Raw genomic sequence first — 15,716 nt, 5'->3', positions numbered from 1 at the left:
GGAGTGAAGAAGGCGTGCACACCCGGGGAGGGGGCCGGACCCGCCGTCAGGAGTCCAAGCCACCTTGGACATGACACAGCAACAGACACACGTCGTCGTCCCGCTCGGAATCGCTCAGCAGCGGAGGCAGCAGCCGGTCCGCCGAACCTTCCAGGTCCGCGTCCAGTTCCGCGGACCGGAATCCGCCGAGTGCCGTGGCCAGCCGCTCGATCCCGGGGTCTATGCCCTGGGCACGCCGCTCCACCAGCCCGTCCGTGTACAGCGCGAGGGTCGAGCCGGGCTCCAGATCCTCCGTGTGGTCGGCGATCTCCTGGGTGAGCGGGATGCCGAGCATCGCGCCGGGCTTGGCGTCCAGGGTGCGCACGGTGCCGTCGGGCAGGCGCAGCACCGGTGGCGGATGCCCAGCGGCGGCCCAGGTCAGCGTGGGCTCGTCCGGGTGGAACCGGGCGATGACGGCGGTGGCGTACAGATCCGGCTGGAGATGGTGCAGGAACCGGTGCAGCCGGGTCAGCAGCCGGCCGGGGCTGTCGCCGTCGACGGCGTACGCCCGCAGCGCGGTGCGCAGCTGGCTCATCATGACCGCCGCATGCAGACCGTGTCCGGTCACGTCCCCGATGACGGTGATGAGACCGCCGTCCCGCTGGGGGAACGCGTCGTACCAGTCGCCGCCGATGTTCAGCCCGTGAGTGGCCGGAAGATACCGCGCCGCCAGGCTCAGACCCGGCGTGGCCGGCAGATCCGTCAGCAGGGCACGCTGCAGCGTCTCGGCGATGTCGCGGTTGTGCTCGAAGCGCCGGGCGTTGTCGATCGCGATACTGGCTCGCCGGGTGAGCTCGATCAGCATCACCGCGTCGTCCGGGTCCCAGCGCTCCCCGGGCGGTGACAGCGTCATGACGCCCAGCGGAGCCCGCCGCGTCGGCAGCGGCACGCACAGCAACGGCCGTCCCGGGTCCAGGGCCGACGGCGGCTGGTCCTCGACGCCGGGCAGGTTGCCGGGATGGTCGGCGGCGTACTGGGGCCGCCCGGTACGGGCCGCGACCACCGCGGCGGCCGGATGCGGCGCCGACCGGTGCTTGTCCTCCTCGTGGTCGAACAGCCAGACGTCGACGCTGCGCGCGTATTCCGGCACCAGCAGGTCCGGCAGCCGGCGCACGATCTCCTCGTGGTTGAGCGACGCCGTCAGCACCGCGCTCGCGTCCGCGAGGAACGTCAGCCGGCGCCGGGCGCTCTCCGCCTCGTTGCGGGCGCTGCGCTCGGCGGCGAAGGCCTCGCGCTGGGCCCGCCCGGCCGCGTCCAGCTCGGCGTGCAGGGCCAGGACGCCCTGGTTGGTCTGGTGCAGCTCCTCGCGGTGGAAGAGGACCAGGTCCTCCTGCTCGGTGAGTTTGTCCAGCACCACGGCGGTGTCCTCGTCGGCGCCCAGCAGGGCCTCCGACAGGGCGGCCGGATCGTCGGGGACGGTGCCGTCCTCGGTGGCCTCGGCCGACTCGGGACAGGGGACCGTGACCTCCCAGAGCGGCTCCCCGGCGGCGCACGCCTCCGGGGACGGAGTCACCACGACGTGCAGCAGGCCCTCCTCGTCGGGGGAGCCCGCGAGGTCCATGGTGAGCCGCCAGGTGCCGCCCTTGGTGAGGCACTGCCGCAGGTGGGCGCTGAGGTCGGCGGCGAGCCGGGTCCGTTCGATGGTGGGCACACCGTACGCGGCGGCCAGGCGCGCGAGCGAGATGCGGGCGCGGGCCGCGTCGGTGACGGTGGTGATCTGCCAAGTGCGCATCATGGGCGTTCCGGCGGGTTCGAGGTCAGCACGGCCACGGCGGTGTCGTCCCGCACCGGCCGGGCGGGACTGCTGGCGTCACGTATCGTCACGGCGGCCGTCACGGCCGGGTCGGTGGCGGGCAGACCGGGGTCGGACGGCGGCGTCCAGCGGCTGGGCAGGCCGTCGGTGTGCAGGATGAGTATCGGGTCGCCCACCCAGTCGGCCGCCTCCTCGCGGAGGGTGCCGGGCCGGTGGACCCCGACGATGCCGGGCCGCGACAGCAGGTGGTGCCAGGTGCCGTCGGTGCGCAGTCGCGCCCCGACGTTGCCGATGCCGGCGAACCGCAGCCGCCCGGCCGTCAGGTCGAGCTGGGCCAGGGCGACGGCCGCGCCCCGCGTGCCCCGCAGCGCGTCGTGCAGCCGCTGCAGCGACGCGGCGGGGGAGAGGTGGGCCCAGCGGTGCAGCGCCGTGACCGCGGCGGACGAGGCCCGTGCGGCCTCCGGCCCGTGCCCCAGTCCGTCCGCCAGCATCAACGTCACCCGGTCCCCGGCCCGGACCCACGCCCAGGCGTCTCCCGAGTACTCGGCTCCGCCGTAGGGAATGTTCACCCCACCGGCCCGCACTCCGGAAACCGGCACGGAACGGTTCTGCGCGGCGACCCCGGCGTCCGAAACCCCGCGGACCGTCGCCCCGCGGTGGTCGCCCGGCTTCGTCCCGGGGCCACCGCCGACGGCGTGGGCGTCCGCGAGGCCGTGGGCCGCTGTCGTCCGGGGGGCCGGGTCGGCCCCGGAGCCGCCGGTGTTTGCGAGGCCGTGGGCCGCTGTCGTCCGGGGGGCCGGGTCGGCCCCGGAGCCGCCGGTGTTTGCGAGGCCGTGGGCCGCTGTCGTCCGGGAGGCCGGGTCGGTCCCCGGGTGGTCGGTGTCCGCGGCACCGTACGTCGGTGCTGTCCTGGACGCGGAGTCCTTGCTCGACGCGCCGGTGTCTGCCGAGCCGTGGTCCGGTGCCGTCCGGGGCCCGGTTCCGGTTCCCGGTGTGCCGGTGTCCCGAGGGGCGTGGCCGGGACCTGCGCAGAGCGCCGGGTCGGTTCCCCCGGCGGGAGCGGCCGGTTGTGTGGGGCCGTCGGGAAGCGCCGGGGCCTGCCCGGTGTGACCGGGCGCTGCGGCCTGCACCGCCGCGTGGCCCGTCAGGCCGCCGCATGCCGCCGCCCCGAACGGCGGTGCCCCGCCCGGCCACCGTCCCCCTTCGGATACCCGGCCCTCGGACCCGGCCGGTCCGTCGGTGGTCCGGGGCGTCGAGCTCACGCGGGCCACCGCCACCGTGCCGCGGCCGGGGACGCTGTGCAGGGAGAAATCGTCGGAGAGGCGCAGACACGTGCCGAGGCCGGCGCCGAGCGAGCGGGAGGTGGAGAAGCCGTCGCGCAGCGCCGCGGGCACGTCGGGGATGCCCGGGCCGTGGTCGACCGCGGCGATCTGCACCACTCGTCCTCCCCACGACCCCTCCCGCAGCACGGGCGGGGCCACGACGTCGATGAGCACCTGACCACCCTCGGCATGCTTCAGCAGGTTCGTGGCGAGCTCGGTCGCGACCAGCGCGGCCGCCGCGGTACGCCGCTCGTCCAGCCCGGCCAGCGCGGCAGCGCCCTCCGCCGCGACCCGCGCGTCGCGCACGCGGGTCGAGTCGCGCACCGGCACGTCCCACACCCGGGGCATCAGACCTCCTCGCGCGGACGCGGCGGCCGTCCCACCCAGCACGTCACCCGCACCGTGGTGCCCGAACCGGGCGTGGTGTCGATGTCGAAGTCGTGCACCAGGCGCCGCGCACCGCTCAGTCCCATGCCCAGACCGCCACCGGAGGTGTAGCCGTCGCTCAGCGCCAGGTCCAGGTCGACGATGCCCGGTCCCTCGTCGATGAAGGCCAGCTGCAGCCCCTGCGCGCCCGCACGGCCGACCTGCCTCGCTTCCATCTGTCCGCCACCGCCGTGCACCAGGGTGTTGCGGGCCAGCTCGCTGGCCGCGGTGATGAGCTTGGTCTGGTCCACCAGGCCGAAGCCGAGCCGGGCAGCGGCCTGCCGTACGTGCTGTCGCACCCACACCAGGTCCATGTCCGACCGGATGGGCAGGCAGGCCTCGACGCCCGCGGCGGTGTGCATCACGGACTCTCCTGACGCGGGCTGCCGGGGCGGGTCACCGGGGCCTGCCGCGCGAGGAGCTCCATGCCCGCCTCGGTACTGAGCGCGGTACTCAGCCCCGGCAGCGTCAGACCCAGTTCGACCAGGGTGATGGCGACCGCGGGGCGCATGCCGGCCACCACGGTGCGCGCGGCCAGCAGCTTGGACTGCGCGGCGATCTCGGCCAGCACCCGGCCGAGGAAGGAGTCGACGATCTCCACACCGGAGATGTCGATGAGGACCCCGCGCACCCCGGTACGGGAGATGGTCTCCGAGAGGTCCTGCTGGAGCTGCTGCGCCGTGCTGTCGTGCAGGTCCCCCTGGAGCGTGACCAGGAGGACGTCGCCGAGCCGGAGGACCGGCACATAGCCGGTCACGGGACGGGGGTGGGCGTCGTTCACCGCTGACCCGCACCCGAGTTCACGATGTCGGCGCCGAGCTGGTGCAGCGCGTACCCCAGTGCGTCGGAGAGGCTCGCACGGGTGATCACGTCCAGGTCCAGGCCGAGATGCACGATGGTCTGCGCGATGGCGGGGCGGATCCCCGAGACGATGCACTCGGCGCCCATGAGGCGCGCCGCGGCGACCGTCTTCATCAGGTGCTGCGCCACCAGCGAGTCGACCGTCGGAACCCCGGTGATGTCGAGGATCGCGAACCGCGCGTGCTGCTCGACGACGGCGTTCAGCAGCGTCTCCATCACGATCTGGCTGCGGGCGCTGTCGAGCGTGCCGATGAGCGGCACGGCCACGATGCCGTCCCACAGCCGGATGACGGGCGTGGCCACCTCCATCAGCTGCATCCGCTGTCGGTCGCTGAGCGCCTGCCATTCGCTCAGCGCGGTCTGCATGGCCACCAGCCGCAGGGTGCCCATGAGCACCGTCAGCGCGGTCGAACACGCACGCAGGTGCTCGGGGGGCGCATGCTCCAGATCGGCGGCCAGCAGGTTCTCCACGGGCGGCCGCAGGGCGGCCAGCTCGCTGGAGACCTGGGTGTTGGACAACCCGGCACGGGAGCGGGCCGCGCCCATCCGGGCCAGCTGCTCGCGGACCCCGCTGAATCCCGCGGCGTCCGGGTCCTCCACCTGCTCCGAGTCGGCCACCTGGGCCAGTGCGTCCACGACGGCCTTGCCCGCTTCCACCGCCTCGTCACGCGAGACGGTGAACACGGTGCGGAACAAAGGCTCGTCCGCCCACCGCTGGGTGATCTGCTCACGCCGGCGGTGCAGGAAGTCCCTGACCTCGTGACTGGGCGTGGCGAGCTGTCCGTCCGCTTCGTGCTCCGGCACCTGGTTCTCTCCTCATCCGCGTTGCGTCGACCGAGCCCGCTTCTGGCAACGAGACGGCGATGTGACACTTGCCGGGCGACAACTCTAACCATGCGCCGACCTCGTACGACACCTGCTCCGGGGCAAGTGATCCGGCCCGGACGAACGGCGGTTGGTGCCGCCGTCGCCGAGTGTGCGAGGAGTGAGCCGTCGTGCGGGCAGGGCGGAGCGAGGACCGGGCCGCCGATCTTCGCCGGCGCCGGGCCCGATCAGGCACTCTGGCCGTCAGACGCTCTGTCCCCCCGGCTCCTCGGGGTGCTGCGGTCCTTCGTCGACACGGGTCAGGGCCTCGTCGAGGCTCTCCGATATCGGCACGGTGATGCTGACGCCGGTCAGATCGAGGATGCGCCGCACGGCCGGCGTCGGACTGATGACGTGCACACTGCCCTCGGTCTTACGGGTCTCCTGGTACACCCGCAGGATGATGTTCATCCCGGACGAGTCCATGAAGGGAACGGACGAGAGGTCGAGCAGGAAATGCCGTCGGCCGTGGTGGAGTTGGTTGGCCAGATGGGCCTGGAACTCGGTCGCGGTGTCGACGTCCAGGTAGCCGTCGACCGTGATCAGGGCCACGTCCTCCCGGGGCAGCTCGACTTCCACGGACAGCGGGTTCTGGGCGAGGGGCACGGATACCTCCAACAAGTGCTACGGCCTGGGCTGGTCACCTCTGGGGATGACCGCGGTGCGAGGGGAACCCGGTCGTTCTCCGGACTCGAATGCCGTTTCTCATGCGCCTCCCTTCGCAGACGGGCTTCGGATGTCACCGCGCACCCGCGATTACCCCGGAAACCACCCTCCATGCCTCCCCGGCCGAACATCGCGGGGACCGGCCGCCGGAAGTCCCGTGCGGGTAGCAGACGTGTGCGCCGAATGCGCTTGCGGCAGCAGGGTAGTTGCTGCTGTGGAACGGGGCGGGCGCGGGCGTCCGCCGGAGGAAGAAGCGATCAGCACATCGCCAGGGAGGATGGAACAGCGTGGCCATGGACAGAATCTGGTCGTACGCGCCGGACAGCGGTCACACCGAGGGTCAGGACCTGACCGGTTTCGCCGTCGCCGCTACCGACGGCTCGATCGGGCACGTGGACCGGGAGGCCGCCCCGCACGCCATGCGGCACCTGGTCGTCGACACCGGAGTCTGGGTGTTCGGCCGCAGCGTCCTGGTGCCGGCCGGAGTCGTCACCGGCGTCGACACCCAGGGGAGAAAGGTCACACTGGCCTGCAGCAGGGCGGATGCCAAGGCGGCCCCCCGCTTCCAGACCGACAGCGAGACCAGGGACCAGGGCTACCTCCGGGCCGTGGGTGACTACTACGACCGGCTGCCGCCGCGCGAGACGGCCACGGTCTGAGACGCCCAGGGTCTGAGCCGGTCTGTCCTCGGCGGGTCACGGTCGGAGCCGGTCACGGGCGCATCGCGCCCGTGACGCTCCGGCTCACCAGGGCATGAACACGTGCACGTCCTTGCCTCGGTCGTCGGTCACCACGCTGACCTGGTCGCACAGCGTGTGAATCAGGTGCCAGCCGATGCCCCCGCCGCCGCTGCGCGGATCGAAGGGGCGGGGGGCGGGCTCCGTGGTGCTGGTGTCGTGCAGAACCACATGCACACCGTCGAAGGTCCGGCGCATCCGCAGCGCGAACGGACCCGGGGCGTACTGCACCGCGTTGGCGGCCAGTTCCGTCACCACCAGCAGGATGTCGTCCCAGTACTCGGGGGCAGAGGGCGGGGAGGAGCGTGCGAGATCGCGCAGGAACTCCTCCGCGGCCAAGCGCGCACCGGTCACATCATGCGGCTCGCCCACGAACGTGTTCGTGCGGCTCGGGATCTCCTCGGAGGTCAGGGCATCGTCCCCACGCGGCTCGGTTGACATATCGCCTTTCCGGCCCGGGCGTCAGCTACGGCTGTCGTCAGGGCTGTCGTCCTTTCTCTTGCGTCGCCACTGTTGCGTGTTCCCGAGGGGACGAGGCCTACGCGTCCGGTCGCACGCTCAACGGAACACATTGTCGGAATCGTCCCAGCTCGACGGTTCGGCAGGGGCGCTCGGCCGTCCGGGACGTCTGCGGGACTGGTACATCGCGTCGATCTCGGAGGCGTAGTGCCGCACGATCTCGTCACGGCGCAGCTTCATCGACGGCGTCAGCATCCCGTTCGTCACGTCGAACGCCTCGGGCAGGACCCGGAACACCCGGATCGACTCCGCGGGCGACACGACGCTGTTGGCCGCGGCCACGGCCCGCGCGACCTCCTCCCGCAGCGCGTTCTCCTCCCGCGCCTCCCGCATCTCGCCCTGCACGGCCAGCCCGGCCCGCCAGTGCGCGAGGAAGTCCGGGTCCAGCGTGATCAGGGCTCCGACGCAGGGCCGGTTGTCCCCCACGACCACCGCCTGGTGGATGAGCGGATGCATCCGCAACCGCTGCTCCAGGGCCAGCGGGGCGACGCTCTTGCCGCTGCTGGTGACGATGATGTCCTTCTTGCGGCCGGTGATCGTCAGATAGCCCTCCGAGTCCAGCAGCCCGAGGTCGCCGGTGGCAAGCCACCCGCCGCGCAGCGCGGCCCGGGTGGCGGCCTGGTCGCCCACGTAACCCTGGAACACCGACGGGCCGCGCACCAGGATCTCCCCGTCGTCTGCCACCTGGATCTCCGTGCCCGGCAGGGCCTGCCCGACCGTCCCGGACTTCTCCCGGCCCAGCGGCTGCATCGTCACCCCGCCGGCGGTCTCCGTCAGGCCGTACCCGTCGTGCACATAGATGCCGATGCCCTCGTAGAAGAGGGACAGGTCGCGGCTGAGGGGCGAACCGCCGGACGTCGCCCGCTGTACCCGGCCGCCCAGTGCCGCCCGCAGCCTGCGGTACACCGTGCGCTCGTACAGGGCGTGCTGGAACCTCAGGTCGAAGCCCGGTCCGCGGCCACGGCCCAGCCGCTGGCGCTCCAGGGCCGCGGCGAAGTCCCGGGCGGTTTCGGCGGCCCGCTCGAACAGCCCGCCGTGACCCCCCTGCTGAGCCGTGCGCAGGAAGTTCTTGTAGATCTTCTCCAGGACCGAGGGGACCGCGTAGAGGTAGGTCGGTCGGAACGAGCGCAGCGCCGACGCCAGCGCCTCCCCGCCCAGATCGGCCTGGTGCCCCATCAGCAGCCCGCCGCGCACGCACAGCCCCTGGATCATCAGCCCGTACACGTGGGAGAAGGGCAGGAACGCGAGCACGGAGCCCTGCTCCCCGCGCCGCGCCGCGGTGTGTCCCCAGCCCGTGAGCAGCGTGTCGCAGGGTCCGGCCAGATTGCGGTGGCTGAGCGCGCAGCCCATGGCGTGGCCGGAGGTGCCCGAGGTGTAGGCGATGACGGCAGGGGAGTCCGGCAGCACGATGCGGCGCATCGAGTCGACCGTGGCGATCGGGATGAACTCGCCCTGCGCCGTCAGCTCCTCGAGGGCGCCCGCGTCCAGCTGCCAGACGTGCCGCAGCAGCGGCAGCGAGGCGCACACCGAGCCGACGGTCATGACGCCCTGCTCGTCCTCCACGACCACGGCCACGCAGCCGGCGTCCCGCAGGATCCACTCGACCTGATCGCGTGAGGCCGTCGGGTAGACCGGGACCACCTCGGCGCCGACGGCCCACAGCGCGTAGCACAGGACCGTCCACTCGAAGCGGGTGCGCGCCATGATCGCCACTCGGTGTCCCGGCGCGATCCCCGAGGCGATCAGCCCCTTGGCCGCGTCCACCACCGTGTCACGCAGCTCGATCGCCGTCACCTCCTCCCAGGTCGCGGAGGCGGGGTCGGCCCGCCGGGCGAGCATCGGCCTGGCCGGTTCGCGGTCCGCCGTCTCGAAGACGCTGTCGGCGAGCCCGCCGGTCAGGGGCGCCACGGGCGGGGGAGCGAGGGCGAGGTCGCGCATGCACTGCTCCTGACGTGTACGGGGTGTGACATTGCCGACGGGTACTGTCATCGGCGGTGCTCGAATGTAGTCGAGTCGAGACCCTTCGGGGTCGGAAAATACGGAAGTCGACCCGCAGATGATCTCGGCGTGATCGGGGGACCCGGACGGCATGACTCACATCAGTCCTGATCCCGAACCAGAACGCACCCCCGGTCTGGAACCCGGCGGCGGCGTACCGCCGGGCGAGACCCCACCCGCGGAGAGCAGCATGCCCGAGACGCTGCCCCGGGAGACGCACAACCCGACGAAGGGCTGGTCCAAGGGCCCGATGACCGTGATCATCGTCCTCGTGGTGCTGATCGCGGCGTTCTTCCTGGCCTACGCCCTCGTCCTGATCCTCTGAGCCCCCGCCCGAACGAGCCCCCGCCCGAAACCGGCGGGACGCCTCACGCCTGCGTGTGGCGCACGCACTCGGTGACGACGTCCCGCAGGCTGCCCGTGCCCTCCATCAGCGCACGCTGCACCTGAGCGCCGTTGCCCTCCCGCAGCAGCTCGTCGCAGGCGGTCCGGGCCCGCTCCAGGTCGCCCGCGTCGTCGAGGGCCTCCTCGACGTGGTCCAGCAGGGCACGCACGACGGCTTCGGCGGGCATGCGCCGCATGGTCGCGGGGTGCAGCAGTTCGCCCGTGAGGCCGGACCGGGCGGCCTGCCAGTCGGCCAGCCGCAGCAGGCTGACACTGTGGCCGAGCGGCTCACGGCCGTCCCGCCACTCGCGCGCGGCCGTCTCGACCAGCCCGCGGACGAGCGTGGCGACCAGCACAGCCGTGCCGGAGTGCAGACAGACGTCCGCGACCCGCAGCTCCACCGTCGGATACCGCTGGGACAGCCGCGCGTCGAAGTAGATCATCCCGTCGTCCAGGAGGGCGCCGGTGGCCACCATGTCCGCGATCAGCCGGTGGTACCGCTCGGCCGAGCCGAAGATCTCGGTGGGGCCGGCCGACGGCCAGCGCAGCCACACCCGGCTGCGGTAACTGCTGTACCCCGTGTCCTTGCCCTGCCAGAACGGCGAGTTCGCGCTGATCGCCCGCAGCACCGCAAGCCACGGCCGCAGCCGGTCGACCACCGCCACGCCCTCGTCGTCGGATTCGACCGACACATGCACATGGCAGCCCATGACGAGCTGCTCCCGGGTGGCGATGCCGTACTGGTCCGCCATCCACCGGTAGCGCCGGTTCACGCTGACAGCGGGGCTGACCGGCAGCGGTGAGGTGGCGAGCGCCGCCACGGTGCAGCCGATCTCCCCCGCGTGCCGGGCGGCCTCCTTGCGGCAGCGGACGATCTCCGCGCGCAGGCTCTCCATGGACGACTGCGGATGAGTGGCGAACTCCAGCATCTGCTCGTGGAGTTCCTTCTCGAAGACGTCCTGATCCGCGTCGTCCTTCTCCGCCCGGGCGAGCACCGCTGCGGACAGCGCCCGCGGTTCCCCGGTCTCCGGATCGACCAGGAGGAGTTCCTCCTCCACTCCCACGGTGCGCACCTGATGCCCGCCCTTCTGTGCCCTGCCGCGTCATACCACCGGGCGCTCCCGGTGGTACGACACCCAGTGCCCCTCCAGGCGGGCAGGACACCTGGTGGGGCAGGGGGACTTCACACGGCGAACGGCGTCAGCCACACCGTGGCGAGCGGTGGCAGCGTGATCCGGACACATCCGTCCTCCGGCTTGACCGGATCCGGGTTGGTCACGCCGCTGCCGCCGTAGCGCGTGTCGTCGGTGTTGAGGCGTTCCTCCCAGGCGACGACGTCACCCGGCACCCACAGGCCGTAGTCCTGCCGGACGACGGGGGAGAAGTTCGACACCGCCAGCAGCGGACCGCCCTCGGCGTCATGGCGGAGGAAGGCGAAGACGTTGTCGTCCGCCGAGTCCACCGCCACCCACCGGAAGCCCTCCGGGCGGGTGTCGCACTGCCACAGCGCCGGCGTCGCCCGGTACGCGGTGTTCAGGTCACGGACCAGGTCGCGCACGCCCCGGTGGTCGCCCGCGGAGTGGTAACCGTCCTCGAGCAGCCACCACTCCGGGCCCTGCTCCACCGACCACTCGGCCCCCTGCGCGAACTCCTGCCCCATGAACAGCAGCTGCTTGCCGGGGTGGCCCCACATGAAGCCGAGGTAGGCCCGGTGCGTGGCGCGCCGCTGCCACCAGTCGCCCGGCATCTTCGACACCAGGGCCTGCTTGCCGTGCACGACCTCGTCGTGGGAGATGGGCAGGACGTAGTTCTCGCTGTAGGCGTACACCATCGAGAACGTCATCTCGTGGTGGTGGTACTTGCGGTGCACCGGCTCGTGGGCGATGTACTCCAGCGAATCGTGCATCCAGCCCATGTTCCACTTCAGGCCGAAGCCGAGCCCGCCGGTCTCGGTCGGCCGGGTCACCCCGCCCCAGGCGGTGGACTCCTCGGCGATGGTCACGACCCCGGGAGCGCGCCGGTACACGGTCGCGTTCATCTCCTGCAGGAACCGCATGGCCGCCAGGTCCTCCCGGCCGCCGTAGGCGTTGGGTTCCCACTGCCCGTCCTCGCGCGAGTAGTCCAGATAGAGCATCGAGGCGACGGCGTCCACGCGCAGGCCGTCGATGTGGAACTCCTCGCACCAGTACACGGCGTTCGCGACCAGGAAGTTGCGCACCTCGGTGCGCCCGAAGTCGAACTCGTACGTGCCCCAGTCCGGGTGCTCCGCGCGCCGGTCGTCACCGGGCTCGTACAGCGGTTCCCCGTCGAACCGGGCCAGTGCCCAGTCGTCCTTCGGGAAGTGCGCCGGCACCCAGTCCATGATCACGCCGATACCGGCCCGGTGGCAGGCGTCGACGAAGAAGCGGAAGTCGTCCGGCGTGCCGAGCCGGGCCGTCGGGGCGTAGAACCCGGTGACCTGGTAGCCCCAGGACCCGTGGAAGGGGTGCTCGGCGACCGGCATCAGCTCCACGTGCGTGAAGCCCAGGTCCTTGACGTACTTCGGGAGTTCCTCGGCGAGCTGCCGGTAGGTCAGCCCCGGCCGCCACGACGCCAGGTGCACCTCGTACACCGAGAACGGCGCCTCGTGCACGGGTGTGTCGGCGCGGTGCGCCATCCACTCGGTGTCCCCCCACTCGTAGTGCGAGGCCGTCACGATCGACGCCGTGTTGGGCGGCTCCTCGCAGCGCCGTGCCATCGGGTCGGCCTTGAGGAAGCGGTGCCCGTACCGGGAGTGGATCTCGAACTTGTACGGCGTTCCCTCGCCCACGCCCGGCAGGAACAGCTCCCACACGCCCGAGGCGCCGAGGGACCGCATCGGGAACTGCGTCCCGTCCCAGTGGGTGAAGTCCGTGGCGACCCGCACGCCCTGCGCGTTCGGCGCCCACACCGTGAACCGGGTGCCGCTCACGCCCTCGTGGGTCATCGGCTGCGCGCCGAGCGCCTGCCACAGCTGCTCGTGCCGGCCCTCGCGGATCAGGTGCAGGTCGAGCTCGCCCAGCGCCGGCAGGAACCGGTACGGGTCGGGCGTCTCCTGCTCGCCCTCCTCGTACGCCACGTGCAGGGTGTACGCGGGGACCGTGTCCAGCGGCAGCACACCCGAGAAGAGACCGTCGCCCTCCGAGGCCAGGGCCGTACGTGTACCGCCGACGACCACGCTCACCGCGCGGGCGAAGGGGCGCAGCGCCCGGAACACGACCCCGCCGGGCACCGGGTGGGCACCCAGCAGCGCGTGCGGATCGTGGTGGGCCCCCGCCAGCAGGCGCCCGCGGTCCTCGGGACTCAGGGCGGGGGCGGCGGTCGTGCTCGGGACCGGGCCGGACGGCTCCGGGATTGAGGTGTCTCGCAGGGCCACGGCTCAGTCTCCTCTCACGGCGAGGCGCTCGATCGCCGCCATCGGTACAGGCAGCCAGTCGGGGCGGTGCCGTGCCTCGTACAGCACCTCGTACACGGCCCGGTCCGTCTCATAGGCGCGGAGCAGTCCGTGTTTCTTGCGGGGGTCCCAGCCGGCGCGGGCGGCATAGCCCGCGCAGTAGGCCTCGCGGCAGCGCCGGGCCCACTCGGGGCGCCAGGGGCGGCGCTGCCGGGCGGCGTAGTCGAAGGAACGCAGCATCCCGGCGATGTCCCGCACCGGGGAGTGGGCGCTGCGCCGTTCGGAGAGCGGCCGGGACGGCTCGCCCTCGAAGTCGATGACGAACCACTCGCGCCCGGCCCGCAGCACCTGACCGAGGTGCAGGTCGCCGTGGATGCGCTGGGCGGGCGGCCCGGGATCGCAGCTGGTGAGGGCCGCGAACGCGGTCCGCAGACCGGGCACGAACGGCTGCAGTGCGGGCACGCAGTGCGCGGCGGCGTCCAGCCGCTCGGTCATCGCGGCCGCCGTCCGCCCGTTCTCCCCGGGCCCGCCGACGGGGAACGCCGACGCCAGCGCGAGGTGCACCTCCGCGGTGGCAACGCCCAGCGCACGGGCCTGGACCGTGAAGTCGTCCCCGGCGGCCAGCGCGTTCAGCCCCAGCGTCCAGCCGTCGGAGGCGTCCCGCAGATACGGCTGCAGCACGCCGAGGGTGGCCTTGAACGGATGCCGGGTCTGGAACCAGGCCACCGGCGCGGGAACGCGGTGACAGCCCTGCCGGGCCAGCGCGCCCGGCACCTCCAGGTCCGGGTTGACGCCCGGCTGGATGCGCCGGAAGACCTTCAGGATGTACTCGTCGCCGTACACCAGCGAGGAGTTGGACTGCTCGGCGTCCAGCAGCCTCGGCACCAGTCCGGCGGGCACCCGCTGGTCCGGGTCGCAGTCGAAGCGCAGGGGGCCGGCGGTGCCCGGTTGCCGTAGCCGGTCCAGCAGGAGCTGGGCGGAACGGGGGTCGTGCAGCGCGTCGTACACCGTCAGCCCGGCCAGCGGTCCCTCCAGCACCCGTCCGATGAGCGCCCGCCCGAGCCGCGGCGACGGGTGCTCCCGTACGCCCAGCAGCAGCTGGTAGCAGTCACCCGCGGGGGGAGCGCCGCCGGGCGAGGGCACGCCCGTGTGCCCGGCGTGTCCGGCGTGGATCAGCAGATGCAGACAGCCCGGGAAGAGCTCGGTCATCGACAACAGGCCGAGCTCCGTGACGGGCCGGTCCTTGCCGGCGAACCAGCGCTGCCGGGGCAGCCACTCGCGCAGCAGCCCGCCGAGCGACTCCATGGGCTCGGCCAGGCGCCGCAGGTCGGGGCGCAGGAATGCGGTCTTCGGCATGGTCACGCCTCCTTTCGTCGGCGCTGGCTCACAGTCGCCGGCCGATGCGGGAGGCGACTCGGGTGAGCCGGAACCAGTAGAAGCCGTGGCCCCCGAGTGTCAGCAGATACGGCAGCTCGCCGATCGCCGGGAAGCGGACCCCGCCGAACAGCTCCACCGGGTGCCGCCCCTCGAAGGCGCTCAGGTCCAGCTCGGTGGGCTGCGCGAACCGCGCGAAGTTGTTGACGCACAGCACCAGGTCGTCCTCATACTCGCGCAGGAACGCCAGCACCGCGGGGTTGGAGGAGGGCAGTTCGGTGTACGAGCCGAGCCCGAAAGCCGGGTTCTGCTTGCGGATCTCGATCATGCGTCGGGTCCAGTGCAGCAGTGACGAGGGCGACGACATCGACGCCTCGACGTTGGTCACCTGGTGGCCGTAGACCGGGTCCATGATCGCGGGCAGGAAGAGACGGCCCGGGTCGGAGGTCGAGAAGCCGGCGTTGCGGTCGGGCGTCCACTGCATGGGCGTGCGCACCGCGTCCCGGTCACCGAGCCAGATGTTGTCGCCCATGCCGATCTCGTCGCCGTAGTACAGGATCGGCGAGCCGGGCAGGGCCAGCAGCAGCGCGGTGAACAGTTCGATGGTGTGCCGGTCGTTGTCCAGCAGCGGGGCGAGGCGCCTGCGGATGCCGATGTTGGCGCGCATGCGGGGATCCTTGGCGTACTCGGCCCACATGTAGTCGCGCTCTTCGTCGGTGACCATCTCGAGCGTCAGCTCGTCGTGGTTGCGCAGGAACATCCCCCACTGGCAGCCCGAGGGGATGGCCGGGGTCTTGGCCAGGATTTCCGAAACGGGGTAGCGGGATTCCCGGCGTACGGCCATGAAGATGCGCGGCATGACCGGGAAGTGGAAGGCCATGTGGCACTCGTCGCCGCCGCTTGCGTAGTCGCCGAAGTAGTCGACGACGTCCTCGGGCCACTGGTTGGCCTCCGCCAGCAGCACGGTGTCCGGGTACTGGGCGTCGATCTCCTTGCGCACCCGCTTCAGGAAGTCGTGCGTGGCGGGCAGGTTCTCGCAGTTGGTGTCCTCGGCCGCGTAGAGATAGGGCACCGCGTCCAGCCGGAAGCCGTCGATGCCCAGGTCCAGCCAGAACTTCAGCGCGGCCAGGATCTCCTCCTGGACGCGCGGGTTCTCGTAGTTGAGGTCCGGCTGGTGGGAGAAGAAGCGGTGGAAGAAGTACTGGCCGCGCACCGGGTCGAAGGTCCAGTTCGAGGTCTCCGTGTCGACGAAGATGATCCGGGCGTCCGGGTAGCCCTTGTCGTCGTCGGCCCACACGTAGTAGTCGCCGTAGGGCCCGTCGGGGTCCTTGCGCGACTCCTGGAACCACGGGTGCTGGTCG

The 15,716-nt window shown here is 71.9% G+C and carries 13 protein-coding genes and 2 pseudogenes; 2 read left to right on the top strand and 13 right to left on the bottom strand.

The genetic code is table 11. From position 1 onward, the window contains the following. Positions 1-46: 46 nt before the first annotated feature. The 7 genes and pseudogenes from FDO69_RS34415 to FDO69_RS34385 all read right to left on the bottom strand — a co-directional run bounded on the left by FDO69_RS34415 (position 47) and on the right by FDO69_RS34385 (position 5,871). Positions 47-1,774 carry a PP2C family protein-serine/threonine phosphatase gene (locus tag FDO69_RS34415; protein WP_104786250.1) on the bottom strand — a complete coding sequence of 576 codons (1,728 nt, stop codon included), beginning with the start codon at positions 1,772-1,774 and terminating at the stop codon, positions 47-49. Continuing rightward, positions 1,771-2,430, bottom strand: a pseudogene (locus FDO69_RS42435) (SpoIIE family protein phosphatase); the annotation flags it as partial. The pseudogene FDO69_RS42435 and the gene FDO69_RS34415, both read right to left, overlap by 4 nt. A gap of 617 nt (positions 2,431-3,047) precedes the next feature. Then, a pseudogene (locus FDO69_RS34405) lies at positions 3,048-3,462 on the bottom strand (anti-sigma regulatory factor); the annotation flags it as partial. Then, the gene (locus FDO69_RS34400; protein WP_104786247.1) at positions 3,462-3,902 is read right to left on the bottom strand and encodes an anti-sigma regulatory factor; all 441 of its coding nucleotides are present in this window, start codon (positions 3,900-3,902) and stop codon (positions 3,462-3,464) included. The gene FDO69_RS34400 and the pseudogene FDO69_RS34405, both read right to left, overlap by 1 nt. After that, positions 3,902-4,321, bottom strand: coding sequence for an STAS domain-containing protein (locus tag FDO69_RS34395; RefSeq protein WP_097214730.1), 420 nt, complete (start codon positions 4,319-4,321; stop codon positions 3,902-3,904). Before FDO69_RS34395 ends, FDO69_RS34400 begins: the two co-directional genes overlap by 1 nt. Beyond that, positions 4,318-5,205: an STAS domain-containing protein gene (locus FDO69_RS34390; protein ID WP_104786244.1), complete on the bottom strand. Its 888-nt coding sequence runs from the start codon at positions 5,203-5,205 to the stop codon at positions 4,318-4,320. The genes FDO69_RS34395 and FDO69_RS34390 overlap by 4 nt, the downstream gene beginning before the upstream one ends. Positions 5,206-5,469: 264 nt before the next feature. Further along, positions 5,470-5,871: an STAS domain-containing protein gene (locus FDO69_RS34385; RefSeq protein WP_104786241.1), complete on the bottom strand. Its 402-nt coding sequence runs from the start codon at positions 5,869-5,871 to the stop codon at positions 5,470-5,472. Between the two features lie 347 nt (positions 5,872-6,218). On the opposite strand from FDO69_RS34385, the gene FDO69_RS34380 reads away from it, so the two are divergent. Next, entirely contained in the window at positions 6,219-6,590 is a 372-nt protein-coding gene (locus tag FDO69_RS34380; RefSeq protein ID WP_104786238.1) for a hypothetical protein, read from the top strand. An 84-nt stretch (positions 6,591-6,674) separates the two neighbouring features. Here FDO69_RS34380 and FDO69_RS34375 read toward each other — a convergent pair whose 3' ends face one another. Further along, a complete protein-coding gene (locus FDO69_RS34375; protein WP_104786235.1) occupies positions 6,675-7,109 on the bottom strand; it encodes an ATP-binding protein in 435 nt (144 codons plus the stop codon). A 117-nt stretch (positions 7,110-7,226) separates the two neighbouring features. Further along, on the bottom strand, positions 7,227-9,125 hold the full coding sequence (locus FDO69_RS34370) for an AMP-dependent synthetase/ligase (RefSeq protein WP_104786233.1): 1,899 nt from the start codon (positions 9,123-9,125) through the stop codon (positions 7,227-7,229). Between the two features lie 151 nt (positions 9,126-9,276). Here FDO69_RS34370 and FDO69_RS34365 point away from each other — a divergent pair, with 151 nt between their 5' ends. Further along, entirely contained in the window at positions 9,277-9,510 is a 234-nt protein-coding gene (locus FDO69_RS34365; RefSeq protein ID WP_104786230.1) for a DUF6480 family protein, read from the top strand. Positions 9,511-9,553: 43 nt separating this feature from the next. On the opposite strand, the gene FDO69_RS34360 is transcribed toward FDO69_RS34365, so the two are convergent. The 4 genes from FDO69_RS34360 to treS form a co-directional block, all read right to left on the bottom strand. Further along, the gene (locus tag FDO69_RS34360) at positions 9,554-10,642 is read right to left on the bottom strand and encodes a glutamate--cysteine ligase 2 (protein WP_104786228.1); all 1,089 of its coding nucleotides are present in this window, start codon (positions 10,640-10,642) and stop codon (positions 9,554-9,556) included. Positions 10,643-10,752: 110 nt separating this feature from the next. Next, positions 10,753-12,963 (bottom strand): 1,4-alpha-glucan branching protein GlgB, encoded by a 2,211-nt coding sequence (gene glgB, locus FDO69_RS34355; RefSeq protein WP_104786225.1) that lies wholly within the window; start codon positions 12,961-12,963, stop codon positions 10,753-10,755. 3 nt (positions 12,964-12,966) lie between these two features. Further along, entirely contained in the window at positions 12,967-14,337 is a 1,371-nt protein-coding gene (locus tag FDO69_RS34350; protein ID WP_104786222.1) for a maltokinase N-terminal cap-like domain-containing protein, read from the bottom strand. 28 nt (positions 14,338-14,365) lie between these two features. Further along, the coding region (gene treS / locus FDO69_RS34345; RefSeq protein WP_104786219.1) for a maltose alpha-D-glucosyltransferase at positions 14,366-15,716 on the bottom strand (1,351 nt) is incomplete at its 5' end.

Origin of the sequence: Streptomyces tibetensis, from assembly GCF_007655005.1 — a bacterium.
GTDB lineage: Bacteria > Actinomycetota > Actinomycetes > Streptomycetales > Streptomycetaceae > Streptomyces > Streptomyces tibetensis.
This window is presented reverse-complemented; position numbering and strand designations above follow the sequence as displayed.

Bases quoted from the DNA above. Each gene is read 5' to 3' on its own strand.
- FDO69_RS34350 (WP_104786222.1), bottom strand. From the start codon at position 14,337: ATGCCGAAGACCGCATTCCTGCGCCCCGACCTGCGGCGCCTGGCCGAG.
- FDO69_RS34415 (WP_104786250.1), bottom strand. From the start codon at position 1,774: ATGATGCGCACTTGGCAGATCACCACCGTCACCGACGCGGCCCGCGCC.
- FDO69_RS34365 (WP_104786230.1), top strand. From the start codon at position 9,277: ATGACTCACATCAGTCCTGATCCCGAACCAGAACGCACCCCCGGTCTG.
- FDO69_RS34370 (WP_104786233.1), bottom strand. From the start codon at position 9,125: ATGCGCGACCTCGCCCTCGCTCCCCCGCCCGTGGCGCCCCTGACCGGC.
- FDO69_RS34375 (WP_104786235.1), bottom strand. From the start codon at position 7,109: ATGTCAACCGAGCCGCGTGGGGACGATGCCCTGACCTCCGAGGAGATC.
- FDO69_RS34400 (WP_104786247.1), bottom strand. From the start codon at position 3,902: ATGCACACCGCCGCGGGCGTCGAGGCCTGCCTGCCCATCCGGTCGGAC.